The following is a 24,681-nucleotide window of genomic DNA, read 5'->3' on the forward strand; positions in this document are numbered from 1 at the left end:
CTCACTTATTTCTCGATTATTGTCTCTTCGATCTTCATTCCGAAGTGACGACCAATATCTTCTGAGTGAACAAGTATTTCATCGCCTACCTTGACATCTGTAACAGCTATTGGTTCTTTGTCCTTTGTGACGAGTTTGATGGTTTCTGCATTCTGCAAAATGTTCTTGATTATCTTTCCATTTAGGTCTGCTTCCACAAGAATAAGTGGTCTTCTCTCTATCTTGACCCGACCGACAACGCCTGTTCTCTGCTTACCGTCACCATCTACTATTGTGACCTGATCACCTGCTTTAAGCTCTGAAAGGTAGCGTGTTTTCTCTCCTACCTTAATATAAGCGTGAACTGCACCTGCGTTGACTCTGAATGGACGTGAAGCAACGTATGGACTTTCCTCGGATTCAGAGTGCACGAGGAACATTCCGTTTGCCTGTGAACCCACAAGCATTCCCTCTCCTCTTACCATGAGATTGCATGTGTCAACACAAACCCTGTCACCCATACCGATTGCCTCAACTCTTGTGACAACAGCAGTCTGGATTGCAAGGTTCTTGACACCGGCTGTTTCTGCAACTTCCGCTGTCTTCTTGATGGTACTCAGGTCCTTTGTGTCAAGCATTACACCGTCGGTTCCGTGTTCCATTGTCTCGAATGCAAGTTTTGCTTGCTCTGAATTCTGGACGCCGGAGAGAAGCATTACATTCTCCTTCTGAAGTCCTGCAATAAGGTTCTCCAGTGGAATGACCTGCCAGTCAGTGCCTATTGTAACGAGATAATCACAGATGCTTCCCATTTCTGCTGCAAAGTTCTCGTAATCCTTGTTGCGGATTATGACGTATCCTGCAACCTTGAGTCCTTTTTCTTTCAGGCGAAGAGCTGTTGTAATGTCAAGAGATCCAGCATAGTCTGGTGGCAATGGCTTTGTTCCGTCTCCTTCTCCGCCTTTTCCCACTACAACAATTTCAGCACCATCAACAGGGTTTGAGGAGAAAGCTGCTACTTTCACATTTCCAAGCTCTTTTACCTTCTCAACATCAGCAGCATCAACCATAATTGCATCTACGCCGGATTCCATTCCGGTGGTAATTACAGCCTTGCGTTCATCCCAGTTGCCTTCATCGGCTTTAATCCAGATTATCTTATTATTCATAATGAGCACGTCCGCAAGCACAGGAAACAATCTCAGCTTATTTCAGCATTTCCAGTGCTTCTTCAACTGACTTTTTGTAGTGCACTATCTCTGTAATGGCTTTTGTAATTTTTGTAGGGTTCTCGTGCTGGAATACGTTCCTTCCTATTGCAACACCCCTTGCACCACCTTCCATAGCACCTTCGATCATCTGGAGGAATTCTTCATCTGTATTGGTTTTTGGTCCTCCTGCAATCACTATTGGTACTGGACAACCCTGCACTACGTCTTTGAATGTATCCGGGTTGCCGGTGTATAATGTTTTTACAACATCTGCACCAAGTTCTGCGCCAACTCTGGCAACATGTGCTATAAGTTCAGGGTCATGCGGGTTGATGATTTCTTTTCCACGTGGGTACATCATTGCAAGAAGAGGCATTCCCCAGTAGTTGCACTCCTCAGCCACGCTTCCAAGTTTCTGGAGCTGGTCTGCTTCTGTTTCGGAACCTACGTTCACGTGGATGGAAACTGCATCTGCTCCCATTTTCATGACTTCTTCAACAGAGCATACCTGAACCTTGTTATTAGGATCTGGTCCAAGGATTGTGGATGCGCTCATGTGAACTATGAGTCCCACATCATGTCCGTATCCTCTGTGGCCGTGGTTTACTATGCCTTTCTGCATGAGAACTGCATCTGCACCGCCTTCTGCTACCTTGTTGATGGTGTCAGCAACATCAATGAGTCCTTTTATTGGGCCATCAGATATTCCGTGGTCCATTGGGATTATCACGATGTTTCTGCTGTCTCTGTGCATGATTCTTTCGATACGGATCTTTTTACCAATTTCTGACATTTGCTTTCGCCTTCTATAAGATTGAGTTATATTGAATATACATTGATGTATTGTTAAGTACATTAATGTATTTGTTTAGTTGCATGTTAGTATGTGACATAGTAGCATGGTTTAGTATATAAAAGTTTTTGTATGACGGGCTGAAACGAATTAAAAATAAAGCTCAGATTTCAAAGATCAGATATCTTTCAGGAATTCGCCGATGATGACTCCTTCAGAACTTATGTCGTAGCTTATAAGGTGCTTCTCATGGTCACTGCCATGCATTTTCAGAATGGACATGGTTTTTCTGATTTCTTTGCCAATATCCATATGCTTGAGAAGTATCAGCACATCTGCAAGTGATGATACAGGTATCTCTGTCTGAAGTATATTGCTTCCAGCAGCCATGTTTCCGCTAATAAACATGGATGTAACACTCATATTTTTGAAGAGCCGTATCAGGTTGGCAATATGTTCTCTTTTTGCGATCTGGGTATCGAAAACATAATCAAAGCCTGAAATATCATCCAGTAGAACTCTTTTTGCTCCCATTTCCTGAATGTAGTTGCGAAGTTCGATTGTGTGTCTGCATGCATTAATCTCAGAAGGTGGCGTGTAAATTATTCGTATTAATCCCTGTTTTTCCAGTTCTTCAAGTTCAAGCCCAAGACTTGCTGCATAGCGCCTAAGTTCGGCCGGGCTGTCCTCAAAAGTACTGATTATTCCGGGTTCACCGTTTTTGGCACCCTCAACAATAAAATTTAGCCCAAACAGTGTTTTCCCTGTTCCGGTATTTCCGGCTATCAATGTAGCTGATAATTCAAAAAGGCCGCCTCTGCTCAATTCATCAAACTTAGGAATGCCTGCACTGATTCTGTTAATCTGTGCTGTTTCTTCAACAACTGGTGCGGTAATTCTTGGATAAATAGTAACCCCATTGGAATTTATGCTGAAACTATGCTCACCATCAATATAATTGGGACGATTCATCTTGATTATTGTTATCATCCGTTTGCTGCCTCTTCTCTGGATCTCCTGGGACAGATGAACAATACCATCTGCCACATCGCTGATAACTGATCTGCAAACATCAGATTTTGACATGGTTCCTGTAAGGTAAACAACAGCATTCCATTCGACTATGGCTGAATTTAGTGAGTAGATAAATCTTCTCCTTTCAGCTTCCGGGAAACCAAATCCAATAGGTGTTATGGGGTCGATAAGTATCCTGTCAGGTTTGACGGAGTTCACTATGTTTCCAAGTTCTACCAGCATTGTAAGAGGATCTCTTTCAACGGAGCTGACATTAAATATGTGTACATTCAGGGCTTCCTCATAAAATGAATACTCAGATAGTGATTCTCTTATGGAATTCTCTGATTGTGTTGTGATGCAGATGTAAAGTACCTTTTCACCGTTACGCGCTGCTTCACACAAGCTCTGGACTCCAAGTATGGTTCTTCCGCTGCCTGTATTACCTGCTATGAGTATTGTGGATGGGGCAGTTATCCCACCGCCCAGTATCTCATCGAAACCGTCTATTCCTGTGAATTTTGTTTCCAATTTCAGAACCTCGTCCCGGGTTATTGCCAAGCAATAATGAGAATTTCATGTAAAGGATTTATTTGAAATTTCCTCTCCCTTACTTAATTTACTTTTAATTTTACTTAACATTATTCATGAGTTCAATATATTTTAAAGCAAATACTGTTTTAATATGCCTGTACAGTTTCTTATTTAAAAGGTTGTAGAGGTTTCAGACGCTATGTTTGTGCTATGAAACTATCTTATATGGTTAATTACTATAACGCCAATATTAATACTGGAATTAATAATAAATCTATGCTGATCACTGATCATATTTGGAGATCTTCTCTATCTCTAATCTAACGACTTAATATTAACACAAACTAAATCAGGGAACTAATATGAGAGAGTTAAAAATCCTTGTTATCAACAATTACGGGCAGTTCTGCCACCTTATCCACCGTTCAGTAAGGGATATGGACATGGAAACAAAGATAGTAGCCAACACAACACCAGTTGAAGAGATCCTCGAAGAGGAGCCAGATGGGCTGATACTCAGTGGTGGTCCCACAATGGAACGTGCTGGAATATGTTCCGAATACGTGGAAAGCATTGACCTTCCAATTCTTGGAATTTGTCTTGGACACCAGATTATTGCTAAGACTTTTGGCGGCGAGGTTGGTTCCGGAAACTCCGGTGGCTATGCAGATATAGAAGTTGAGATCGTGGAAGAAGATGATCTTCTGAAAGGACTTGGTCCTAAGACCTCAGTCTGGGCTTCACATGCAGATGAAGTTGTCAGAATGCCCGAAGGCTTCATTCAGCTTGCAAGGTCTAACATTTGTGAATGTGAGGCAATGAGGCATGAAGACAGGCCAATATTTGGGGTCCAGTGGCATCCGGAAGTTGCTCACACAGAAAAAGGAGAACAGTTGTTGACGAATTTCTTTGAGGTATGTGAGAACTATTAGTTCTTACATTCTCTATGTAATTACTTAATTTGACCACTCTTAAACCATATTCAGTATTTATTATGTCAAAAAAAATCAATTGATGTGAGAACTATTGCTCTCACATTCCCATTTTCTTCATCATTTTTTGCATATTGAACTTTCCGCCACGGAATCCTTTCATGGCAGTCTGCATCATCTTATGATATTTTAAGAGCTCTCTGACATCTTCAGGAGCACAGCCTGAACCTCTGGCAATCCTCTTAATACGGGCACTGCCGATGATCCTTGGATTGAGCATTTCCTCTTCTGTCATTGAATCCATAAGGACTCTGTAACGTCCGAGTTTGTCACCCGTCACCTGATATGCATCTTCCGGTATTTTGGCACCCATTCCTCCAAGAGGCAGCATCTGCATAATTTGCTTCATTGGTCCCATCTTGTTGAGACTTTCAAGCTGTTTGTACATATCTTTCAGAGTGAACTTTCCACGAAGCATTGATTCCATATCAAAGTCTTCTTCACCGAGTGCTTCCTCTGCCTTTTCAATAAGACTCTTGATATCACCCATTCCAAGAAGCCTTGAGATAAACCTGTCAGCTTCAAACCTTTCAAGGTCATCAGGCGTTTCACCAATACCAATGAATGCGATGGATGAGTTTGTTTCAGAAACAGCGGAGAGCGCTCCACCACCTTTTGCGGTACCGTCAAGTTTTGAGATTACAACACCGGATATTCCGATGGACTCATTGAATGCACGTGCCTGTTCGCTCGCCTGCTGGCCGATTGCACCGTCAAGTACCAAGAGCTTGTAATCAGGTTTTGCCACAGCATGTATTTCTTCCATCTCTGTGATGAGGTCACTTTCAAGTGAGTGACGTCCGGCAGTATCCACAATGAGAATGTCGTTTTTCTCGAGTTCTTTAAGACCTCTTTCAACGATTCCTACTGCATCCGGATTGCCTTCTTCTCCGTAGAATGCAACATTAAGTTTAGTACAGAGAGTCTTCAGCTGCTGGTATGCACCTGGCCTGAATGTGTCAGCACAAACCACACCGGGTTTCAGTCCTTTCCTCTGGAAGTAGCGTGCAAGTTTTGATGTTGTGGTAGTTTTACCGCTACCCTGCAAACCTATCATCATGATGGTCTGTGGTTTGAGGGGAATGTCGGTACTCTTACCGATGATATTAATGAGTTCCTGGTAAACAATTCTAATTACATGTTCTCTGGGGCTCATTCCTGAGGGTACTTCTTCTTTCAGTGCACGCTCTTTGATGTGCTTTGACATCTGCATTACAAGCTTGACATTTACGTCTGACTGAAGCAAAGCCCTCTGGATATCCTTGACGACCTCGTTAACGGTACGCTCGTCGATACGTCCAGATTTTACTATTTTCTTAAGGGCATCCTGCAGGGAATTCCCGAGTTTATCCATTACCATTTAAGGATCTTCCTATTCAGTTCTCTCTTTTTGCTCTAATAAATGGGGAGTTCATATTTAATTCTGTTGTGAAAATCATCTATTTTTAGATTTACAAATCTTTCGTTTTATGACATTACGCTATCATAATGGCTGCAATATCAACTCTCCCGGTTGTTGCTGCAAGTCTGAAAATAAGAACTGATAGTTCCATTTTGATATCCTGAAATTACTCGAATGATTAAATGGTATAAAAAAGTTACAACTCAGCTTTCTGGACGATATTTAAACCAAAATGGTGTTAGAAAAGTAGCGGGGGATAGATTCGAACTATCGGTCTACGGGTTATGAGCCCGTCGGGATCTCCTGGCTACCCCACCCCGCTTCGGGGATTGAAGTTTAACTTGTAAAGCAAATCCTTCTATGTCTGCATACTATATATGTATATTTCCAGAACAAGGCTCTAACACACTAATTGATGTTTAAATCAAAATGATGTTAGAAAAGTAGCGGGGGATAGATTCGAACTATCGGTCTACGGGTTATGAGCCCGTCGGGATCTCCTGGCTACCCCACCCCGCTTCGGAGATTGATGTTTATTCTGGAAGGGTACTCCCCCATCAACTATTTCATAGTTCATATAGTTTGCGTGTGACTTTGTTTTTATAGCAGGATTACATGATTAATTATGTGTTTGATAATAGGTAAATTATATCTCTTAGCTGTCTAAATATAGTGTTTCATCTTAATTTTATTAATTGGAGAGATAATATGGCCTTACCTGACAAATTCAAATGTGTTGTTACAAACTGGGATTACATTTATGACCTGTGCAGAGAAGTTGCAAACGAAGTGAAAGCTTCAGGTTACGAACCAGATATGATAGTTGCCCTTGCAAGAGGCGGATGGTTTGCAGGTCGTGTATTATGTGATTTTCTTGGTCTTGATGACCTCACAAGTCTTAAGATTGAACACTACCTTGGAACTGCACTTGCAGGTGATGAGCCACAAATAAAATACCCTCTTGCCGACAAAGCTGTTGCAGGGAAGAAAATCCTGATTGTAGATGACATTGCAGACACTGGTAAGAGTCTCATGCGCTCCTTTGAATATGTAAATGAACAGAACCCCATAGAAGTCAGGACTGCAGCTCTCCAATATCTGGATTCCTCTGAATATAACCCTGATTTTGTAGGAGAACGTCTTGAAGAATGGGCATGGGTTGTTTTCCCATGGAATTTTATTGAGGACATGACCGATCTCATCTCAACCCTCATGACAAAAGAGGATAAGGAACTCTGGGATGTTGCTTCCATAAGGCATGGTCTTTACATGTATCACTCACTTGACTCATTTGCATTTGAGATTGCACAACCCGGAAGGCTTCCTGAGATTCTAGAAGAGATGCATCGCAGAGGCGTTGTATGCTCTGTGAATGAGGATGGAAAACAGTACTGGAAACTTGCTGAATAAAACGAGTGATAGAATGCAGGAAAAAGCTAAAGCTAAAGCTGATATCGCAATTATAGGCGGAAGCGGCATTTATGATGCCAATCTGCTTGACAACGTACGGGATGTTGATATTGACACACCTTTTGGAAAACCTTCTGATTCAATAACAGTTGGTAATCATGGTGATGTAGGTGTGTGTTTCCTTCCAAGACATGGCATTGGGCACAGGATATCTCCATCAGAGCTGAATTCAAGAGCCAATATCTTTGCTCTTAAAAAACTTGGTGTAAAGCGCATAATCGCTGCATCTGCTGTGGGAAGTCTGAAAGAAGAACTCAAACCACTGGATATTGTTATCCCCAATCAGATATATGACCGTACAAAATCCAGGCCATCAACTTTCTTTGAGGATGGCATTGTGGTTCACATGGGATTTGCAGATCCATTCTGTCCTGAGACTTCAAAGACCATAGTTGATGTTGCCAATTCAAAAGGATACAGCGTCAAAGAAGGCGGAACTTACGTTTGCATGGAAGGTCCGCAGTTCTCAACTCGTGCAGAGTCAAGAGTCTACCAGTCACTTGGCTTTGATATTATCGGAATGACTGCAATTCCTGAGGCAAAACTTGCACGTGAAGCTGAAATATGCTACTCCATGATTGCTACTGTTACAGATTATGATGTTTGGTATGAGGAAGATGTTACCATCGAAACTGTCATTGAGAATGCAATGAAGAACGAGGCTGCTGTTAAAGATATAATCGTGTCAACTCTTGATAAATTGAGTCTTGAACAGCATTGTATGTGTAAGGATGCTCTGATGGGTGCGATAACAACCGTTCCGTCCATGATACCTCATGAAACAAAGAGAAGACTTGATCCTCTTATCGGGAAATATCTGGATGAGTAAGTCTCAGCTATCTGTAAGTGGCTTATCGCAAGTGTTTTAATATATCATGATGCTTATTTAATTCGGTGGACCATGCCTCATAAGTGTACAAGATGTGAATCTATCTTTGTAGACGGCGCTTCAGTAATACTTAGCGGATGCCCTAATTGTGGCTGGAATAAGTTCCTTTATGTCAAGGATGAAGAGCTTGAGCAGCAATCTCCGGAAGGTTCTGAAGCTCAGGAAACCGGAGAGGAACATGTCATTGATGAGACTTCTTCTGAAACAAAAGGAGAACAGTCTTCAGGAGAAATAATCCGTGAGATTGATGATATCCTTGGTGTTGAGAAGGAAGAATCCAGTGTCACTGAAGAGGAAGGCGAAAGGGTTGAATCCGTGCGTATCCTTGGTCCCGGCTCTTACGAACTGAACCTTGATTCCCTGCTTGATCGCAAGGAGATTGTAATGGCCTTCAAAGAAGATGGTGCATATGCTCTCCATCTTGGTTCTGTTTTTAAGGAAAACAAAGATAAGAAAAAGAAGAAAAAGTAAATCTTCTTTGAGGTAAGCAATGGATGTAAATCCAAAAGAACGATTCTTTGAAGTTGATGCTCTGCGTGCAGTCGCAATCGTTCTGATGGTTATCTATCATTTCTTTTTTGATCTTGATTTTTTCAGCATCTCTGAATTTGACATGCATTCGGGTCTTATTGTAGTTATAGGAAGAAGCGCAGCTATCCTGTTCATTTTCCTTGTGGGTGTTTCACTCACTTTAAGTTACTCAAGAGCATCCCGCTGCAAATCTGGAAAAGAGATATTCATCCACAATCTCAAAAGAGGTGCCGGAATCTTTGGCTGGGGTCTTGTGATTACGCTGGTAACCGCAACATTCCTTGAAAGCGGCACGATTTACTTTGGAATTCTCCACCTGATTGGAGTTTCAATAATCATTTCTTATCCCTTTCTAAAATACCGATGGTTCAACCTGATTGCAGGTCTTGTACTGCTCTTTGCAGGAATCCCAATGGATGCTGCTTATGTTGATTATCCATGGCTTTTATGGATAGGTCTGAAACCTCATGGTTTTTATACTCTTGATTACTTCCCGCTGATACCCTGGTTTGGACTTGTCCTTCTGGGAATCTATACAGGGAACAGTCTGTATCCTGATTACAAACGAAGTTTCAGGATGTGTGATTGCGAGGGGAATGCTGGCGTGAGATTGCTTGAGTATCTGGGGAAAAAGTCGCTGTTGATCTATCTGGTGCATCAGCCGGTGATTGTGGGAATGCTACTGCTGCTTACAAGCTTCTAAAGAAGTGTTCTGCATATAAGACACAGAACTCAATCTTTTGCCAGTGAATAACTTGCCATTACCTTTAGATATTCATGGTCAACTTCCATGAGGACTGTCTGGAACATGGCTGCATGAACTTTTTCTTCTTTAGCTATATCGAGTAATATTGTCTTAAGGTCTTCATTTTCGGTGAGATTTGCCATCTGTTCGTACATATTAATGGCATCAAACTCAGCCATAATGGCAACTCTCATTAACTCTTTATCAATGTCATCTTCACTGATATTTTTAAGTTCAATGGGAACTTCTGAAAATACCATTTCATCACCCTTTATTTGCCCAGTTCTTCTTTAACTTCTTTCTTTCCAGCTTCCAGCTCATCAACCTGCTGCTGATCTATCTGAAGTAGAAGTGTCTGGAACTCTCCAATGTGCGTTTTCTCTTCCTTTGCAACATCAAGAAGTACATCACTGACTTCTTTATTGTCAGTCATACCTGCCATTTGTTCATAGAGGTTGATGGCATCAAGTTCGGCCATGAGTGCGGCTCTTAGTATCTCTTTGTCAATATTTTCTTTTTTTATGTTACTGAGGTCTATAGGTACTTTTGAAAACATATATCCACTCTCCATATCCAGTATTCACTAACTGGCAATAATCGATTCAATGTGATTTTATTTGCCTGTAAGATAAAGGCAAATAATAACTCCCATCTAATACATGAAGCCTCAGTCTATTTAGAACTAACGAAATAAGTCATGGAACAAAATCAAATGTCATATGATCTGTTCCATTAAAAATAATTTTGAATTGCAGTTTATCCCTGTTTCTGCCCAGATATCCTCTCATCCGCGCTCTTGAGTATCATGGCTATCATATCGCTGTACGAGATATCAGCTATCTTTGCCATTTTTGCAAGGTGTCCGTCCCAGCACCAGCCGGGGTTGGGGTTGACTTCAAGGAGTTTTGGGTTGCCTTTTGCATCAAGTCTCCAGTCAAGGCGGGTGTAATCCCTGCACTCCAGCCTAGTTATGAGTTTCAGGCTGCACTCGATAATGAGTTCTTCAGTCTCTTTTGGAAGATCAGCAGGTGAGGATTTAATTTTCCAGTAAGGTGAGTCTGGTATCCACTTTGCTTCGTATCCGCAGAGTTTTGGAAGTTCTTCAGGTAAGTCAGAGTAATCTTCCTGTGTAAGCGGCAGTACGGTATAGTTCTCAGGTGGGTTGCCTATGATTCCTATACTGAGGTCTTTTCCGGAGAGGAATTCTTCCACAAGTATCGGTTTGTCGTAACCAAGTCCTTCCCTGATGTCATAAATAGCCCTGACAACTTCATCGCGGCTGTTACAAACGCTGTGCTGGTTCAGTCCGAAACTGGAGTCACCAAAGTTAGGTTTTACGATTACCGGGAAATCCATGGGCAGCTCGAACAGGGTGTCCTCTCCTTTAACAACAATACCTTCAGGAACCGGAACACCAAGATCCTTTGCAATCCCCCTCACAAGTGCTTTATCATAGCAGAATGCAAGGCACTGCGGTCCTGATCCAGTGTAAGGAATGTTAAACATTTCAAGTATTGCAGGCACATGCAGCTCTTTTTTAGGATCGTTATCATATCCCTCGTCACAAAGATTGAAAATGAAATCTGTTTTAGATTTTATCTTTGCAAGGTCTGTGACAAGTGTATCGTGGTTATCCAGATATTTGAAAGAATAATTTTCAAGCCCATGGAGTCCGCCTTTAAGCTGGTCAATGGTGTACATGTCATCATCATCAAAGACACCGCAAGGTTTCAGTGAATCGTTTTTTCTCGGGTCTCCAAAAACAACGACTACATTCTTCTTTGCTTCCTTCGCCTTTTTTCTCTTGGGAGTCCATTCTTTCCTGACCGTGGCAGTCACAGTAATGCGCCTTTCCATCATTCCAAGATCCTGGTTTCTCAGTGTCTGTGAATTAATGGAATCAACTATCTCAATGTCCGTGAAATCTGCTTTTTTCAGCAGTTCTTTCAGCGTTTCAGTTGTATAGAGGCGTTCAGCATAGAACTGGTCTGCTATAACTCCTGATGTATCGTTGACAATGACTTCTCTGGATATGAGTTTCTGACCATCGGTTGAAATAGATCTCTCCCTGCACACAAAGTTGTGCTTGTCAATCCATTCCCACGAACGTGGCTGGTACTTTTCCTTTAGATATGAACCATCTGCCACATCAAGCAGCACCTTTCCCCAGGGTTTGAGTATCCTTTTTACTTCTTTTAAGACTCTCAGGTCTTCATCAGACGTTTCAAAATAACCAAAACTATTTCCAAGGACCATCACAACATCGAATGTGTCAGTTGTGTATGGTGTTTTTCTTGCGTCCCCTTCCTTGAACTTGACACCAAGACTTTCCTTTTTAGCAGTGTTCTTCGCCCTCTGGATAAGGTAGTGTGACCTGTCAAGTCCATCTAGGTTCTTTATACCTCTTCTTGCAAGTTCCAGTGTGTGTCTTCCCTGGCCACAGCACAGGTCGAGCACATGGCTTTCAGGTGTCAGTTTAAGTATTGATGAAAAAGTATCTATTTCCTGTCTGGTGATGCTTGCATCTTCTACTATGTCTGCATCGGTTTTCAGGTAGAGTGAATTAAATATTTTCTTCCACCAATCAGGGTTCACATGCTCTTCCAGATGTGGTACAGGTCCCAATGTCCTTGATTTTTGTTTTTCCTTGTTCTGGTATTCTTTAGGTCTTTCTTTCATCAGGTATAGCCCTCTAATTTTTGGAACACATATTACAGTGTATTCAAAGGCTATACTGGTGTTTAAGGATAAATAACCTATGATTACAAGTTTTATTTAGTTTTAATATCATAAATCATTATTAATCATATTAATACTAATTTTAACTCCTTATTTACTAAAAAAAAGATAAATTATGTATTATTTATCACTATTAATTATTCCTTCATTGCAGAATTACAATATCAGCCATTTACTGATATCTTTGCAAGTAACAGGGTATCTTAAATGAAAAAGAAATCGTATTAAAAAATAAAAAAAGCAGAGTAAGTTTTCACTTACTCATTCTTGCGTCTCTGGATTACCAGTGCAAGACCAAGAATTGCAGCTACTGGAAGTACAAGTGTTGGGAACTCTGGAATTTCCTCTTCGCCACATTCTCTTACAATTGTCTCAAATTCCACTTCGACCATTGGGCCCTGTGCACCATGAACATCTACAGGAGTGACCTGTACCATCCATTTCTGTCCGGCACTTGTGTCTGCAGCAGGTACTGTGCATCCTGTGTGGTCGATTCCAAGTGCGAATTCATCATCAAGGTATCCGCCGGTTCCTACATCCACATACCATCTGTACTTGTATGTAACAGCATCTTCATCTGGGTCTGCAGGGTCTGGACCGGTTACAGTAACAGTAAGGTCATCATTTGTATCTACACAGTATGCAGGGTATTTCTCAACAACAGGCTCGTATGGCACATGGTTGGAACCATCCAGACTGTATGTTACAATAAGCTTACTGTATTCAAGTGTGGTTGCCCACTCATCATAATTGTGGTAAATGTCGATGTCAATCCAGATGTCAAGTTCTCCATCATCTGTCAATAAGGTAGGATTTACATCGAATGTTGTGGTTGCCCATTGACCATTTGTTCCCTGGAGATATACCGGGTTCATGTCTACACCATCTGCAGTAACATGATCGTATTCTCCATCAAGGCCATGGTATGTTTCCGCATCGACATCATATGCACTTATGACAAGCTGTACGGAATTGATTGTAAGATTTGGATCATTATATATTGCTGAATCTAATGTGTGTGTCCAGCCATAGTCTTCATCCCACCAGCTGTATATGTCAAATCCTCCATTGGCAGGTTCAGTGTAATGAGGAGCTGTACTGCTATCGTCCACTGTCTGAGTGTATGTGAAGGTTCCGTCTCCATTATTTACAGTTGATTCTCCTGTTGCAGCAGCCAGTTTTATCATTGGCTCTGGTCCATTTGAGCTTAGGTCATTTGTTTCATAAGCACTTGCCATTCCTGTGAATAAAGCCAGCACTACAAGTAATGTAATTATTTTGCATTTCATATATCGCACCACCCAATATCTATTGGATCACTTTTTAGCTCAGAATAGGTTTGTTTTGTCCCCCTTATTCCAGCTTATCCACATGTTGATTTTTCTTTCATATATAATTATTCGAATGACCTGTATATCATAATAATGATGATTAGCATATAATCAATATCTCTAATTTGTTTATCAATAAAAATCACTCAAAAAAGTCTGTCTTTCATCAATCTTCTCAAGCTTAGTGACCCCTACTCCAAGTAACCTGAATCTGCCTTTTCCCATGAACTCTTCCATAAGTATCAGCGCATTCTTTGCGATGACCTCTTTATCAGTGGTTGCAGCATTCAGGGTTCTTGCACGGGTGTATGTCCTGAAATCCTCGTAACGAACCTTGATTGTTACAGTCCTGTATCGGAATCGCTTTTTCATCATTGAAGCGTGGACTTTCTCGGTCAGTTCTTTGAAAACCTGTTCAATTCTCCCGGGGTCGGAGATGTCTTCATCGAATGTGTCTTCAGTGCTTACGGATTTTACTTCTTCCCGTTCTTTAACTTCCCGTGTGTCAATACCATTTGCAAGCTGGTGCATTACAACCCCGAATTTTCCAAAGCGTGCTATAAGCAACTGCACATCACAGGTGGCAAGTTGGCCAACAGTTTCAATTCCCAATTCTTGCAGTATTGGCTGTGTCTTCTTACCGATTCCCGGGATTTTAGATACATGCATTGGGAACAGGAAATCCTGTATGTCCTCAGGCCTTACAACTGTCAAGCCATTGGGTTTGTTAAAATCCGACGCAATTTTTGCAATCACTTTATTTGGTGCCACGCCTATGGAACATGTGAGTCCGTGAAGTCTCTGGATCTCACTTTTAATCTTCTTTGCAAGCAATGTTGCAGATTCATAGTCCGAAATAGATTCTCCAATGTCAAGGTATGCTTCATCAACACTCACCTGCTGGAATTTGTCTGCAAAAATGCGAAGTGTCTGCATAATTTCTGCCGATACTTCTTTGTAGAGCTTCATGTTAACTCTGAGATAAACTGCATCCGGGCATAGTTTGTAGGCTTTTGAAATTGCCATTCCGGAATGTATACCAAATTTTCTTGCTTCATAAGAGCAGGTGCTGGCAACTCCTCTTCCACTACCACCTTTTGGATCAGAACCTACAACAACAGGTAATCCTCGAATTTCCGGCTTTTCTCTCACTTCAACTGATGAATAAAAACTATCCATATCAATGTGCAGTGTTATTCTTTCCCTTCCAGAGTTTTCCATTTAGTCTCCATAAGTGTTTTTATTCAACTGCAGTTATATTTACAGCCTCAATTGAATATATCATTTATTTTGATTTTTTGCTTATGCCTAACGGAACTCTGATATAATATCAGGAACCATGGCAACCGTATAAAGTAATAAACCAATGGTCCTGTAAATCATGTATTATATCTATCTTGCAATTTTTGCTTACGTAGCTGTTCTTTATCTAACATTGAGGGATATCCGGATCTATAAAAGGACCAAACTTGATTCTTACCGTAAAGGGGCAATGAAAGGTATTCTTGCTTCGTCAATAGTACTACTTGGAATCCTGTTCACAACTTTTAATCCGGAAATGGGTCTTCTTATTGTATTTATTGGTATGTATGCCAATAAAAAAGGTGTCCGGGAGCGTGTATTCAACAACGCTGATGCTATGGATCGTTTTCTGGGAAAGACTGATATATAATCAAGTATTCAGGTGCAGTTCCAGTAATCCAAAAGGTATAAATGTAAGGGTATTTATTATAACCCCGACACAAGTTACTACTATAAAGTTTCAAGTTTCATCAAATAATTAATTCATAATAATGGAGAATTATCATGGGAAATATTAGACAAACAAATATCAAGAGAATCGCAATTCGCTTAGCCGAAAACCACGGTAACGTATTTACAACAGACTTTGACACAAACAAGCACCTTGTGACAAAGTACACAACCATCGAGAGCAAGGTTATCAGAAACCGTGTAGCAGGTTACGTGACAAGAAAGATGACCCATAAGCCAAGAGAGTAAGGTTTCTGGAGAGGGGATGTTCCCATGTTCGAAGGAGTTTTACCTGCTCTTGTAACGCCATTCTTAAAGGACGGTTCTGTTGATTCAGAAAGTTTCAAAAACATTGTCAATTTTGTAGAAGAAGGTGGCGTTTCCGGAGTTGTTGTCTGTGGCACGACCGGTGAATCCGCAACCCTGGAGACCAGGGAACACAAAGAGCTGATTAATCTTTGTGTAGATTGCGCTAAGGTTCCTGTCATTGCCGGTACAGGTTCTAACAACACTGCAGAGGCGGTGGAACTTACTAAACACGCAGCTGACGCGGGAGCAGATGGTGCTCTTATAATATCCCCATATTATATCCGGCCCAACAACGCAGGGCTGATAGCTCATTTTAAAAAGATAGCAGAAGCTTCAGATATTCCTATAGTCTTATACAATGTCCCATCCCGTACAGGGCAGGACATGCCACTGGAAGTTATTGTAGAGCTTTCAAAGGTTGAGAATATCGTGGCTGTCAAGGAAGCAAGCGGTAGTCTTGGCAAGTTTTCACAGATTATTGAAGAAACTGCAGACGAAGACTTTGAGGTCCTTTCAGGAGAGGACGGTCTTACGTTTCCATCAATGGCCATAGGCGGCGCAGGTGTAATTTCTGTGGTTGCTAATATTGTTCCTGCTAAGATGGTACAACTTGCTGAAGCTGTAAAGGCCAGCGACCTTGAAACTGCCAGAAGGATTCACTTTGAGGTAGCACCACTTATACGTGCATTGTTCACAGAAACAAACCCTATACCTGTAAAGAGGGCAGTAGAACTTATAGGTCTTTCAAGTGGTGACATGAGGCTCCCTCTTGCGCCATTAAGTGATGAGAACAGTGTTCTTCTTGAAAATGTCCTACGCAAGATGGGGTGTATTGCATGATCAATGTTGGTGTAACCGGCGCTTCCGGAAGAATGGGAAGACTTATTATTGATAATATTCTCAAATTCGACGACCTGAAATTAACATCAGCCTTTGATCTTATGAACATCGGTAAGGATGTCGGTGAGGTAGCTCAGATAGGTTCATTGGGAGTTGCTATATCGAGCGTAGAGGATATTGAGTCTGTCCTGAAGGAATCTAAAACTCAGGTTCTTATTGATTTTACAATTGCAGATGCAACTGCTGTAAATGCACCAAAGGCCGCATCAGCCGGTGTGAGTCTTGTGATAGGAACTACAGGTCTTTCTTCTGAGCAGAAAAAAGCAATTGAAGATTCAATTATCAGCAACAATGTTGCAGGAATTATCTCTCCGAACTATTCAGTAGGAGTAAACGTTTTCTTTAAAATACTTGCAGAAGCTTCCAGATATCTTGGTGACATGGACATTGAGATCATAGAAGCTCACCACATGCACAAAAAAGATGCACCAAGCGGAACCGCACTGGGTGCAGCAAAAGTCATTAGTGAAGCACTTGGCGGCAAGGAATTTGTGTACGGCCGTGAGGGCTTTGCACCTCGCGGAAAAGAGATTGGTATCCATGCAGTACGCGGTGGAGACATAGTTGGAGATCACACTGTTCTTTTTGCAGGTGATGGTGAGAGAATAGAGATAAAGCATCAGGCACATTCAAGGCAGGCTTTCGCTGGTGGTGCAGTCAAAGCAGCAGCCTGGATTGGCAACGCTGACTCTGGTCTTTATACCATGCAGGATATACTGGGGTTATAAATCCCTCTTTTTTTGGTAGGCATATGTTCATTTGTGGCACAGTTATCGGAAAATGTGTGCACAATATGGCATGATAAATAATTAACAATGGTCATCGATATTATATATTTGTCTACATATAATATGTATTGTAGCATGACAACTTTTGATGCCATTGTTACTACCTCCAAACTCCAATCGTTTCTTCCTTTTTTTATTTTTTTAATTCTTTCATAGCAGGTGCTCTGCAATATTTTCGGAGATTACTCTTCCGCAATAATAACATCTGAGTTTCAGGAATATGTTTTCGGTATCTACAGTAAACTTTGATGTAATAGGTTCATTGCTGTTGGATATACAGTTAGGATTTATACAGCTGACAACTCCTTCTACAAAAGCCGGTATGTGTACTTTGTACTTGCTGGCAACATTAAAGTCGCGTATGATGTTGATTGTAGCATTTGGTGAAATGAGTGCTATTTTATCAACTTCTTCAACATTCAGCTCACGGTTCTCGACTTTAACTACATCTTTTTTTCCATATCTTCCTTTGGAGTTGATCACAACACTAACAACTCCTTTTGATGAATCAGGAAGTCCGAGGATCTTCAATACATTAAGAGCCTTGCCTGCGGTGATATGGTCGATGACAGTACCATTCTCTATCCTGCTCACCCTGAGCTCTGTCTCAATATCGGTCATTCTATCGCTCCTAATACCAGTCCAAGAAGTGCCATTCTCACAGGCACGCCATAGAATGCCTGTTTAAAGTAGCAGGCGTGTGGTGTAGCATCCACACTAGCATCTATTTCATTCACTCTTGGAAGTGGATGCATAATCTTGAGTTCCGGCTTTGCATTCTTCAGAGTTTCCAGGTTGATCTTCAGTTTGTTAGCCACTTTGCGGTACTCCGCAGGATCAGGGAATCTCTCTTTCTGTATACGCGTCATGTAAAGCACATCCACATCCCTTGCAGCTTCTTCTATGGTATCCACTTCTTTTATCTTGGCTCCCCTTTCAATGATATCATTGATTATTTCTTCCGGCATACGCAATTCTTTAGGGGATATCAGGGTTATCTGTGCGCCGTAATGTGAAAGTGCGTAACATAATGAATGAACTGTTCTTCCATATTTGAGATCACCTGCAAGTGCAATTTTTAAGTCTTCAAGGTGGCTTTCACGCTTGATTGTATAAAGGTCAAGCAGGGTTTGAGTGGGGTGATGGCCAGCGCCGTCACCTGCATTAAGAATCGGTACACTGGAGAATTCAGATGCAAGATGTGCCGCTCCTTCTTTCGGATGGCGGAGAACAATGGCATCGACATAGCCGTCAACAACTCTGATGGTATCTGCAAGTGTTTCACCCTTTGCAATAGAACTGGCATCCACCGAACCCAGGTTTAAAACATCTCCTCCAAGTCTGAGCATTGCAGTTTCAAAAGACATTCGGGTTCTTGTACTTGGTTCAAAAAAAAGAACTGCAAGAATCTTTCCTGAAAGCAGGTCCGACCTTTCTTCTCCGCGTGCAATCGGTTCCATCTTTTCAGCAGCAGCGAGTATATGGTCGATCATCTCTCTGGAGAAATTCCTCATAGAAATGATAGGTTGGTCCTTAAAATTCATCGACTACTAAAGGCATTGCATGGGATATAATATTTGCCTGCTGACTCAGGACTTTTTGCTCCAGCATTTATCTTTCATCTCCTCAGTAAGGCTGTCCCACTCGCATGTTTCAACATCATCACAGATGTGTCTGCACTTGAAAATAGCCTTTCTTTTTGCAGATGTTGTTAATTCTTTAAGGTCCATAATGGCCCTGCGAATGCCTGCAGCTTTCTCAAAAATATGATTTGCTTCATCAGAGCTAAGATGTCCCTTCCCAAGACATTCCTCATACTCATTTTCCTTAGCTGCCAGCAGTTCAAGAAGTCTATCGATGTTTTCCACATCGCTTCTTTCTATCCTGGGCTTGTTAACGATCTCCCATACGATCTCATGCAGGTGCACTTCCTTTCCGTCGATTATAACCTTATAGGGTATCTCTTCTCCTACCCAGAAAAGACTACTATGAAGGCTTTTTAACAATTTTTCTCTTTCTCTGTTGGAAATCTCTTCATTATCCTTCATTTCAGCTCCCAAAATTTAACAATATTAATTTTTACGTGATTAAATTTATAGGTTTTCAAGTATTTTAGTAGTGTAAGTATGTCCAAAGTTGATCCTAATAAACCAATTATTCAGGTTGCTCTTGATATCCTGGAAACCGACAGGGCAATACAGATAGCAAAAGAATCTCTGGAAGGCGGTGCAGACTGGCTTGAGGCCGGGACTCCTCTCATAAAAAGTGAGGGTATGGATGTTATCAGAAAACTAAGGGAAGCTTTCCCTGATAAGACCATCATTGCTGATATGAAAATAACAGATACCGGTGCCATGGAAGTTGAAATGGGAGCTAAGGCAGGTGCTGATATCATAGTTGTCCTTGCAAGTGCAGACGATTCCACTATACTTGAATCTGTACGTGCGGCCAGAAAGTACGGAGTAAAGATTATGGCAGACTTAATCTCTGCAAATGAGCCTGTTTTCCGCAGTATGGAAGTGGAAAAGCTGGGTGTTGATTACATAAACGTACATGCAGGGATTGACCAGCAGATGGAGGGTCATGATTCACTTTCCATCATGAAGGAAGTGGTCAGGAAAGTCAATATTCCCGTTGCAATTGCAGGGGGTCTGGACGCGGCATCATGTGCCGAGGCCGTAAGCGCAGGTGCTGACATTGTGATTGTCGGTGGAAATATCGTCCGTTCATCCAATGTGACTGCTTCTGCAAAAACCATCAGAGGAAGTGTTGATTCACCTTCAACTGTCAGGTCCATGAAAGTTTCAAAGGATGAGGAAATAAGAGCGATACTGGAAACAGTTTCAACATCCAACATTTCCGATGCCATGCACAGGAAAGGTGCCATGCAGGATATCTTCCCAATGAGGGAAGGCAAAAAGATGGTAGGTACTGCGGTAACTGTCCAGACCTTCAAAGGAGACTGGGCAAAAGCAGTTGAGGCCATAGATGAAGCAAAGGAAGGCGATGTAATCGTAATCTACAATGGAAGCAGGCATGTTGCTCCCTGGGGAGGACTTGCCACTTTGAGCTGCCTTAATAAAGGAGTTGCTGGTGTGGTTATCGATGGTGCCGTGCGGGACATCGATGAGATTCGGAAAATAGGACTTCCTGTATTTGCTACCTGTCATGTGCCCAATGCAGGTGAACCCAAAGGTTTCGGTGAAATAAATTCTGAAATTGTTTGCGGGAACCAGACTGTAAACCCGGGTGATTACATTGTGGGTGATGACAGCGGAGTCGTTGTCATTCCAAAAGAACGCGCCTATGAGATCTCTAGACGTGCTAAAGAGGTTGAAAAGACGGAGCAGCGTCTTTTTGAGGAGATTCGCAGGGGTGCAACATTATCTGAAGTCATGAAACTTAAGAAATGGGAGAAACACTGAAATGATTGAATTGTTAAAAGTGCTTGTATGCATGCCTTTTTTGTTATATTCCTGCTATTCGGATATCAAAACCCGGCGTGTTTCCAATAATGTATGGTTTATGATGTTCGGTGTGGGATTCATATTTATCATGTACGACCTGATGACCTATGGTCTCCCTTATCTGGTACGCAACATATTGTCGTTCCTCTTCATATTCGCTTTTGTGTACATCCTTTTCCAGGTCGGAGCCTTCGGAGGCGCAGATGCTAAAATATTAATGGTTATCTCGCTGATAATTCCAACGTTCCCTGCAATAGAGTTGGGTTCCACAAGTCTCCCACTCACCGGAGTTCCTCCAATCAACCTCTTTGCTTTCAGTGTATTTGGCAATTCCGTAATTCTTACTGTAATAGTTCCGATAGGACTGTGCCTGTATAATCTGGTGAAGAATCCATCTGAATCTTTGAAAAGGCCACTTTACATGTTCATAGGATATATCACTCCAATATCAAAACTGGAAAAAGGCCATTTCCGTATGATCGATTCTTACGAGGATACAAAAGACGGTTTAAAGTTCAAATTTTCAAGGTCAGGTACAGAAATCAGTTCTGATGTGATTAAAGAGCTGAAAATGTATCAGAAAGAAGGCAAAGTAAAAGATGGTGTATGGATAACTCCAGGTCTTCCGTTTATGATTCCAATAACTGCCGGATTCATAACAGCGGTTGTCTATGGGGATCTTATATTCCAGCTGACAATGCAATTCATGATGATGTGAATTGCATTTTAATCTCTTTTTGAGTTCTGTTTTGCATCAGGTTTTAATATTGTTTCTTTCAAATAATTAATTGGAGATGGGTCAATGGAAGAAAATAAACCTGAAAACAAAAAGCAGAAAGAAGATGATCAAAAGGCAAAGGTAAACCCGATTCATCCTGGTGATCAGAGGGTTCGCCCTAAAAGGCACCTTCTTGATACATGTGAATAATCTCTGAGGAGTATGATTTACAGAATCAGTGTTTTCTCATTTTCTTTTAACAATTGACGAGTAAACACTTCTGATTTCATCATCTGAATAGTTTCCACCCAGTTTATCTTTTATACTTCTGATGAGGTCATCTTCAAGTTCATCCAGTGCCTTAAGAACTATTTCTTTTTTAAGAGCCGGTTTTTGAATGCTGTTTTTGGAAATATCAGCTTTACTTTTTTCTTTTGCAGGAACTTTCTTTTTGGCTTCTTTATTTCCCGGCTTTGATGCTTCTTCAGCTTCTAAATGTTCTGCAATAGCTTTGAGGAACATGTCGCCATATTTTTTGAGTTTGTACTCACCAACCCCTGTTATTTTCAACATTTCTTCCTTTGTAGCTGGTCTTCTTGCAGCCATCTGGCGAAGACTTGTATCTGCAAATATGATGTAAGGTGGTACATCCTGCATCTGCGCCAGGGATATGCGCAGCTCTTTTAATTTGTCAAATAGGATTTTATCAGGGTCATCGCTGATTCTGCGATGAACGACTGGATTGCATTCTTCCTCAAATTCATCCTCATCGATATCAGATATAACTGGTTCATATTCTGTTTGCGCATCCTCTACTTTTCGGGTAAAAGTCACAGTTCTTTTTCCATCAAGTATTTCCAGGCTCTTCTTGTTGAGTTTAAGAAGTGGATAACGTGCTCCCTCTACTTTGATTACATCCTGTCTGACCATCTCTCGTGCCATATCCTGCCATTCATTTTTGGAATATTTGTCTCCCTGCCCGAAACTTTTGAGCAGATGGTGTTTTTTGTCTGTGATCTTCTTTGCCCTGCTACCGGTAAGCACATCTATGACCTGGTTCATTCCAAATCTCTGGTTGAGATCCTGAATGCATTTGATTATCAGTCTGGCTTCTGTAGTTCCATCAACTTCTATACGTGGCTGAAGGCAGACATCACATTTGCCACAGTTATCCTCTGGTATTTCTTCTCCAAAATACCTCAGCAATACTTTTCGGCGACAGATGTTACTTTCACAGTAGTCCACCATGTCATTGAGCTGCTTGATTGCGATGTCTCTTTCTTCCTTTTTGTCTTTTTGTTTGATGAAATACTCAATTTTGTATTTGTCACCTCGACTGAAAAAGAGTACACATTCACATTCAAGTCCGTCTCGTCCTCCTCTGCCGGTTTCCTGGTAATATCCTTCAAGATTTTTGGGAAGGTCATAATGTATGACAAAACGAACATTGGGTTTGTCGATTCCCATTCCAAAGGCAATGGTAGCAACAACAATGTCTGCCCTGTCCTTGATGAACATTTCCTGGTTCTTTGCTCTCTGGAGATCAGTAAGGCCTGCATGGTATGAAAGTGCATTAAATCCGTCTTTCCTGAGTTTGGTGGTCAGGCTGTCCACAGTCCTGCGGCTCTGGCAGTAAATTATTCCGCTTTCACCTTTCTTTTTCCGCAGGTACTTCAGAAGGTTGTTATATGTGTCTTTCTTGGCACGCACACGGTAAAACAGGTTCTGCCTGTTAAAGCTTGCAATGTATACTCCACACTGCTCGATACCAAGTTGTTTTATGGTGTCTTCTCTTACCTTTGGGGTAGCTGTGGCGGTCAGTGCAATAATGGGTATTTCCGGAAACTTCTTTTTTAACATGCCGAGTTTTCTGTACTCCGGTCTAAAATCATGTCCCCATTCTGAGATGCAGTGACTCTCATCAATGGCAAAAAGGCTTACGTTAAGACTCTTAAGAAGTGTGATGGTGCCTGACATCGTCAACCTTTCAGGTGCCACATAGAGAATTTTGATTTCCCCTCTTTTCAGCTCGTCATAAATGCGTTTTGACTGGGCAGGTTTCAGTGTACTGTTAAGGTATGCGGCATCAACACCATTCTCTTTCAGACTGTCAACCTGGTCCTTCATAAGGGATATCAGCGGAGAGACTACAACTGTGATGCCATCTTTTAGAAGTGCAGGTAGCTGGTAACAAAGAGATTTCCCTCCCCCGGTAGGCATAAGAACAAAAGTATCACGGTCATTTAGCACATCATTGATTATTTCCTTTTGTAAAGGACGAAAATCAGAATATCCGAAGTACTTGCTGAGAGTCTCGTGCATCTTTAGACCATACTTGTTTTTCCTGAATATATGTTACTGACGTATTTAATCTTCGGGTATGCAGGGTGAAAGTATTCTACTATTCAGTACAGTAAAATTAGAATCAAAAAAGAGGGGGTAATGGATGATTTCAGGAGAAAAAGAGGAGGGGATATTTTCCCTGAAATCATTCCTGTTTATTCTCTTCTGCGCTGCATAACAAGTGCAAGACCTATTATAGCTAGCATTGGTATGGCAATAGTTGGGAACTCCGGAATCTCCTCTCTCTGGCATGTGCAGAACTTCAGGTTATCGATCCATGCAAACTCAGCATATCCTGTTTCCTGGTAGGTAATTGTAATGTAGGATATGCAACTGTCTCCGTTAGACGCTAATTCTATAATTTCAGGAATAAACAAATTTCCTCCTGATGCTGTATCAACTACATTTCCCTGATTATCGTATGCTGTAGCTTGAGTCCCTGCATAGCTACTATGTTTAAAGCTCACGCAGGAAACTTCCGGGAAGAAACTAATAGTTGTTGTTTCTGTGAATTCTGCTACTTTGTTACCGTTTGATGCGCTTCCGGACATTGCAGGTTCAAACGTAACTCCATTGTACTGTGTTCCTATTGTTTCTCCGCATGTTGTGTCTTCAAAAGTGATGACCACGCCTTCACAGTCACATCCATAATCGCAATTAGCACAACCTCCATTTGCGCCTGCAACGACTACAAACAAGGCTAATAAACTCAATAAAATAACTATAATTTTTCTCATTCTAAAACCCCTTTGATTAAAAACTGCCACGTATGCA

The 24,681-nt window shown here is 41.4% G+C and carries 26 protein-coding genes and 2 tRNA genes; 12 read left to right on the plus strand and 16 right to left on the minus strand.

Features of this window, described 5'->3' with window-relative positions; genetic code table 11:
* Window positions 1-5 precede the first annotated feature (5 nt).
* From METTI_RS09035 to METTI_RS09045, 3 genes are all read right to left on the minus strand, one after another.
* The gene (locus METTI_RS09035; RefSeq protein ID WP_023845510.1) at window positions 6-1,148 is read right to left on the minus strand and encodes a 3-dehydroquinate synthase II; all 1,143 of its coding nucleotides are present in this window, start codon (window positions 1,146-1,148) and stop codon (window positions 6-8) included.
* Between the two features lie 37 nt (window positions 1,149-1,185).
* Complete coding sequence (locus METTI_RS09040; protein WP_023845511.1) at window positions 1,186-1,983, minus strand: 2-amino-3,7-dideoxy-D-threo-hept-6-ulosonate synthase; 798 nt, start codon at window positions 1,981-1,983, stop codon at window positions 1,186-1,188.
* Between the two features lie 177 nt (window positions 1,984-2,160).
* Window positions 2,161-3,528, minus strand: a complete 1,368-nt coding sequence (locus tag METTI_RS09045) for an ATPase domain-containing protein (protein WP_023845512.1) — start codon at window positions 3,526-3,528, stop codon at window positions 2,161-2,163.
* A 365-nt stretch (window positions 3,529-3,893) separates the two neighbouring features.
* Here METTI_RS09045 and METTI_RS09050 point away from each other — a divergent pair, with 365 nt between their 5' ends.
* Complete coding sequence (locus METTI_RS09050) at window positions 3,894-4,463, plus strand: GMP synthase subunit A (RefSeq protein ID WP_023845513.1); 570 nt, start codon at window positions 3,894-3,896, stop codon at window positions 4,461-4,463.
* 100 nt (window positions 4,464-4,563) lie between these two features.
* Here the strand turns inward: METTI_RS09050 and METTI_RS09055 are convergent, their stop codons facing one another.
* The 3 genes from METTI_RS09055 to METTI_RS09065 all read right to left on the minus strand — a co-directional run bounded on the left by METTI_RS09055 (window position 4,564) and on the right by METTI_RS09065 (window position 6,444).
* Window positions 4,564-5,883 carry a signal recognition particle protein Srp54 gene (locus tag METTI_RS09055; protein ID WP_023845514.1) on the minus strand — a complete coding sequence of 440 codons (1,320 nt, stop codon included), beginning with the start codon at window positions 5,881-5,883 and terminating at the stop codon, window positions 4,564-4,566.
* Window positions 5,884-6,172: 289 nt separating this feature from the next.
* Window positions 6,173-6,247 (minus strand) — tRNA-Met (locus METTI_RS09060).
* A 122-nt stretch (window positions 6,248-6,369) separates the two neighbouring features.
* Window positions 6,370-6,444, minus strand: a tRNA-Met gene (locus tag METTI_RS09065).
* Window positions 6,445-6,633: 189 nt separating this feature from the next.
* On the opposite strand from METTI_RS09065, the gene METTI_RS09070 reads away from it, so the two are divergent.
* From METTI_RS09070 to METTI_RS09085, 4 genes are all read left to right on the plus strand, one after another.
* Window positions 6,634-7,335, plus strand: coding sequence for a phosphoribosyltransferase (locus tag METTI_RS09070; RefSeq protein ID WP_023845515.1), 702 nt, complete (start codon window positions 6,634-6,636; stop codon window positions 7,333-7,335).
* Window positions 7,336-7,348: 13 nt separating this feature from the next.
* Window positions 7,349-8,224, plus strand: coding sequence for an S-methyl-5'-thioadenosine phosphorylase (gene mtnP / locus METTI_RS09075; RefSeq protein WP_023845516.1), 876 nt, complete (start codon window positions 7,349-7,351; stop codon window positions 8,222-8,224).
* A gap of 72 nt (window positions 8,225-8,296) precedes the next feature.
* A complete protein-coding gene (locus METTI_RS09080) occupies window positions 8,297-8,755 on the plus strand; it encodes a Zn-ribbon domain-containing protein (RefSeq protein WP_023845517.1) in 459 nt (152 codons plus the stop codon).
* Between the two features lie 19 nt (window positions 8,756-8,774).
* Window positions 8,775-9,518, plus strand: a complete 744-nt coding sequence (locus METTI_RS09085) for a heparan-alpha-glucosaminide N-acetyltransferase (RefSeq protein ID WP_023845518.1) — start codon at window positions 8,775-8,777, stop codon at window positions 9,516-9,518.
* A gap of 29 nt (window positions 9,519-9,547) precedes the next feature.
* Here METTI_RS09085 and METTI_RS09090 read toward each other — a convergent pair whose 3' ends face one another.
* The 5 genes from METTI_RS09090 to dinB form a co-directional block, all read right to left on the minus strand.
* Entirely contained in the window at window positions 9,548-9,820 is a 273-nt protein-coding gene (locus METTI_RS09090; RefSeq protein ID WP_023845519.1) for a ferritin family protein, read from the minus strand.
* A gap of 11 nt (window positions 9,821-9,831) precedes the next feature.
* Window positions 9,832-10,116 (minus strand): ferritin family protein, encoded by a 285-nt coding sequence (locus tag METTI_RS09095; protein WP_023845520.1) that lies wholly within the window; start codon window positions 10,114-10,116, stop codon window positions 9,832-9,834.
* Window positions 10,117-10,316: 200 nt separating this feature from the next.
* Window positions 10,317-12,239 carry a methyltransferase domain-containing protein gene (locus METTI_RS09100; protein ID WP_023845521.1) on the minus strand — a complete coding sequence of 641 codons (1,923 nt, stop codon included), beginning with the start codon at window positions 12,237-12,239 and terminating at the stop codon, window positions 10,317-10,319.
* A gap of 317 nt (window positions 12,240-12,556) precedes the next feature.
* Window positions 12,557-13,588 (minus strand): PEF-CTERM sorting domain-containing protein, encoded by a 1,032-nt coding sequence (locus tag METTI_RS16105; RefSeq protein ID WP_023845522.1) that lies wholly within the window; start codon window positions 13,586-13,588, stop codon window positions 12,557-12,559.
* A 174-nt stretch (window positions 13,589-13,762) separates the two neighbouring features.
* Window positions 13,763-14,851, minus strand: a complete 1,089-nt coding sequence (gene dinB, locus METTI_RS09110) for a DNA polymerase IV (protein WP_023845523.1) — start codon at window positions 14,849-14,851, stop codon at window positions 13,763-13,765.
* A gap of 160 nt (window positions 14,852-15,011) precedes the next feature.
* Between dinB and METTI_RS09115 the strand changes: the two genes are divergently transcribed.
* The 4 genes from METTI_RS09115 to dapB all read left to right on the plus strand — a co-directional run bounded on the left by METTI_RS09115 (window position 15,012) and on the right by dapB (window position 17,319).
* Complete coding sequence (locus tag METTI_RS09115) at window positions 15,012-15,302, plus strand: hypothetical protein (RefSeq protein ID WP_023845524.1); 291 nt, start codon at window positions 15,012-15,014, stop codon at window positions 15,300-15,302.
* Between the two features lie 134 nt (window positions 15,303-15,436).
* Window positions 15,437-15,631 (plus strand): 30S ribosomal protein S17e, encoded by a 195-nt coding sequence (locus METTI_RS09120; RefSeq protein WP_023845525.1) that lies wholly within the window; start codon window positions 15,437-15,439, stop codon window positions 15,629-15,631.
* 24 nt (window positions 15,632-15,655) lie between these two features.
* Window positions 15,656-16,531: a 4-hydroxy-tetrahydrodipicolinate synthase gene (dapA, locus tag METTI_RS09125; protein WP_023845526.1), complete on the plus strand. Its 876-nt coding sequence runs from the start codon at window positions 15,656-15,658 to the stop codon at window positions 16,529-16,531.
* Entirely contained in the window at window positions 16,528-17,319 is a 792-nt protein-coding gene (gene dapB, locus METTI_RS09130; RefSeq protein ID WP_023845527.1) for a 4-hydroxy-tetrahydrodipicolinate reductase, read from the plus strand. The genes dapA and dapB overlap by 4 nt, the downstream gene beginning before the upstream one ends.
* Before the next feature lie 210 nt (window positions 17,320-17,529).
* Here the strand turns inward: dapB and pyrI are convergent, their stop codons facing one another.
* The 3 genes from pyrI to METTI_RS09145 are packed head-to-tail and all read right to left on the minus strand — an operon-like array spanning window position 17,530 to window position 19,427.
* A complete protein-coding gene (gene pyrI / locus METTI_RS09135; protein WP_023845529.1) occupies window positions 17,530-18,000 on the minus strand; it encodes an aspartate carbamoyltransferase regulatory subunit in 471 nt (156 codons plus the stop codon).
* The gene (gene pyrB / locus METTI_RS09140) at window positions 17,997-18,923 is read right to left on the minus strand and encodes an aspartate carbamoyltransferase (protein WP_023845530.1); all 927 of its coding nucleotides are present in this window, start codon (window positions 18,921-18,923) and stop codon (window positions 17,997-17,999) included. Before pyrB ends, pyrI begins: the two co-directional genes overlap by 4 nt.
* 45 nt (window positions 18,924-18,968) lie before the next feature.
* Complete coding sequence (locus METTI_RS09145; RefSeq protein ID WP_023845531.1) at window positions 18,969-19,427, minus strand: DUF5788 family protein; 459 nt, start codon at window positions 19,425-19,427, stop codon at window positions 18,969-18,971.
* A 78-nt stretch (window positions 19,428-19,505) separates the two neighbouring features.
* Here METTI_RS09145 and hxlA point away from each other — a divergent pair, with 78 nt between their 5' ends.
* From hxlA to METTI_RS16190, 3 genes are all read left to right on the plus strand, one after another.
* Window positions 19,506-20,804, plus strand: a complete 1,299-nt coding sequence (hxlA, locus tag METTI_RS09150; protein ID WP_023845532.1) for a 3-hexulose-6-phosphate synthase — start codon at window positions 19,506-19,508, stop codon at window positions 20,802-20,804.
* Between the two features lies 1 nt (window position 20,805).
* Window positions 20,806-21,564, plus strand: a complete 759-nt coding sequence (locus tag METTI_RS09155) for an A24 family peptidase C-terminal domain-containing protein (protein WP_023845533.1) — start codon at window positions 20,806-20,808, stop codon at window positions 21,562-21,564.
* A gap of 84 nt (window positions 21,565-21,648) precedes the next feature.
* Window positions 21,649-21,774 carry a hypothetical protein gene (locus tag METTI_RS16190; RefSeq protein WP_023845534.1) on the plus strand — a complete coding sequence of 42 codons (126 nt, stop codon included), beginning with the start codon at window positions 21,649-21,651 and terminating at the stop codon, window positions 21,772-21,774.
* A gap of 36 nt (window positions 21,775-21,810) precedes the next feature.
* Here METTI_RS16190 and recQ read toward each other — a convergent pair whose 3' ends face one another.
* Window positions 21,811-23,886, minus strand: coding sequence for a DNA helicase RecQ (gene recQ, locus METTI_RS09160; RefSeq protein WP_023845535.1), 2,076 nt, complete (start codon window positions 23,884-23,886; stop codon window positions 21,811-21,813).
* A gap of 176 nt (window positions 23,887-24,062) precedes the next feature.
* On the minus strand, window positions 24,063-24,644 hold the full coding sequence (locus METTI_RS09165; protein ID WP_023845536.1) for a PEF-CTERM sorting domain-containing protein: 582 nt from the start codon (window positions 24,642-24,644) through the stop codon (window positions 24,063-24,065).
* Window positions 24,645-24,681: the final 37 nt, after the last annotated feature.

Source organism: Methanolobus tindarius DSM 2278, assembly GCF_000504205.1.
Taxonomy (GTDB): Archaea; Halobacteriota; Methanosarcinia; order Methanosarcinales; family Methanosarcinaceae; genus Methanolobus; species Methanolobus tindarius.

Coding starts and splice junctions, on each gene's coding strand:
- METTI_RS09035 (WP_023845510.1), bottom strand. CDS start 1,148: ATGAATAATAAGATAATCTGGATTAAAGCCGATGAAGGCAACTGGGAT.
- METTI_RS09040 (WP_023845511.1), bottom strand. CDS start 1,983: ATGTCAGAAATTGGTAAAAAGATCCGTATCGAAAGAATCATGCACAGA.
- METTI_RS09050 (WP_023845513.1), top strand. CDS start 3,894: ATGAGAGAGTTAAAAATCCTTGTTATCAACAATTACGGGCAGTTCTGC.
- METTI_RS09055 (WP_023845514.1), bottom strand. CDS start 5,883: ATGGTAATGGATAAACTCGGGAATTCCCTGCAGGATGCCCTTAAGAAA.
- METTI_RS09070 (WP_023845515.1), top strand. CDS start 6,634: ATGGCCTTACCTGACAAATTCAAATGTGTTGTTACAAACTGGGATTAC.
- mtnP (WP_023845516.1), top strand. CDS start 7,349: ATGCAGGAAAAAGCTAAAGCTAAAGCTGATATCGCAATTATAGGCGGA.
- METTI_RS09080 (WP_023845517.1), top strand. CDS start 8,297: ATGCCTCATAAGTGTACAAGATGTGAATCTATCTTTGTAGACGGCGCT.
- METTI_RS09085 (WP_023845518.1), top strand. CDS start 8,775: ATGGATGTAAATCCAAAAGAACGATTCTTTGAAGTTGATGCTCTGCGT.
- METTI_RS09090 (WP_023845519.1), bottom strand. CDS start 9,820: ATGGTATTTTCAGAAGTTCCCATTGAACTTAAAAATATCAGTGAAGAT.
- METTI_RS09095 (WP_023845520.1), bottom strand. CDS start 10,116: ATGTTTTCAAAAGTACCTATAGACCTCAGTAACATAAAAAAAGAAAAT.
- METTI_RS09100 (WP_023845521.1), bottom strand. CDS start 12,239: ATGAAAGAAAGACCTAAAGAATACCAGAACAAGGAAAAACAAAAATCA.
- METTI_RS16105 (WP_023845522.1), bottom strand. CDS start 13,588: ATGAAATGCAAAATAATTACATTACTTGTAGTGCTGGCTTTATTCACA.
- dinB (WP_023845523.1), bottom strand. CDS start 14,851: ATGGAAAACTCTGGAAGGGAAAGAATAACACTGCACATTGATATGGAT.
- METTI_RS09115 (WP_023845524.1), top strand. CDS start 15,012: ATGTATTATATCTATCTTGCAATTTTTGCTTACGTAGCTGTTCTTTAT.
- METTI_RS09120 (WP_023845525.1), top strand. CDS start 15,437: ATGGGAAATATTAGACAAACAAATATCAAGAGAATCGCAATTCGCTTA.
- dapA (WP_023845526.1), top strand. CDS start 15,656: ATGTTCGAAGGAGTTTTACCTGCTCTTGTAACGCCATTCTTAAAGGAC.
- dapB (WP_023845527.1), top strand. CDS start 16,528: ATGATCAATGTTGGTGTAACCGGCGCTTCCGGAAGAATGGGAAGACTT.
- pyrI (WP_023845529.1), bottom strand. CDS start 18,000: ATGACCGATATTGAGACAGAGCTCAGGGTGAGCAGGATAGAGAATGGT.
- pyrB (WP_023845530.1), bottom strand. CDS start 18,923: ATGAATTTTAAGGACCAACCTATCATTTCTATGAGGAATTTCTCCAGA.
- METTI_RS09145 (WP_023845531.1), bottom strand. CDS start 19,427: ATGAAGGATAATGAAGAGATTTCCAACAGAGAAAGAGAAAAATTGTTA.
- hxlA (WP_023845532.1), top strand. CDS start 19,506: ATGTCCAAAGTTGATCCTAATAAACCAATTATTCAGGTTGCTCTTGAT.
- METTI_RS09155 (WP_023845533.1), top strand. CDS start 20,806: ATGATTGAATTGTTAAAAGTGCTTGTATGCATGCCTTTTTTGTTATAT.
- METTI_RS16190 (WP_023845534.1), top strand. CDS start 21,649: ATGGAAGAAAATAAACCTGAAAACAAAAAGCAGAAAGAAGATGATCAA.
- recQ (WP_023845535.1), bottom strand. CDS start 23,886: ATGCACGAGACTCTCAGCAAGTACTTCGGATATTCTGATTTTCGTCCT.
- METTI_RS09165 (WP_023845536.1), bottom strand. CDS start 24,644: ATGAGAAAAATTATAGTTATTTTATTGAGTTTATTAGCCTTGTTTGTA.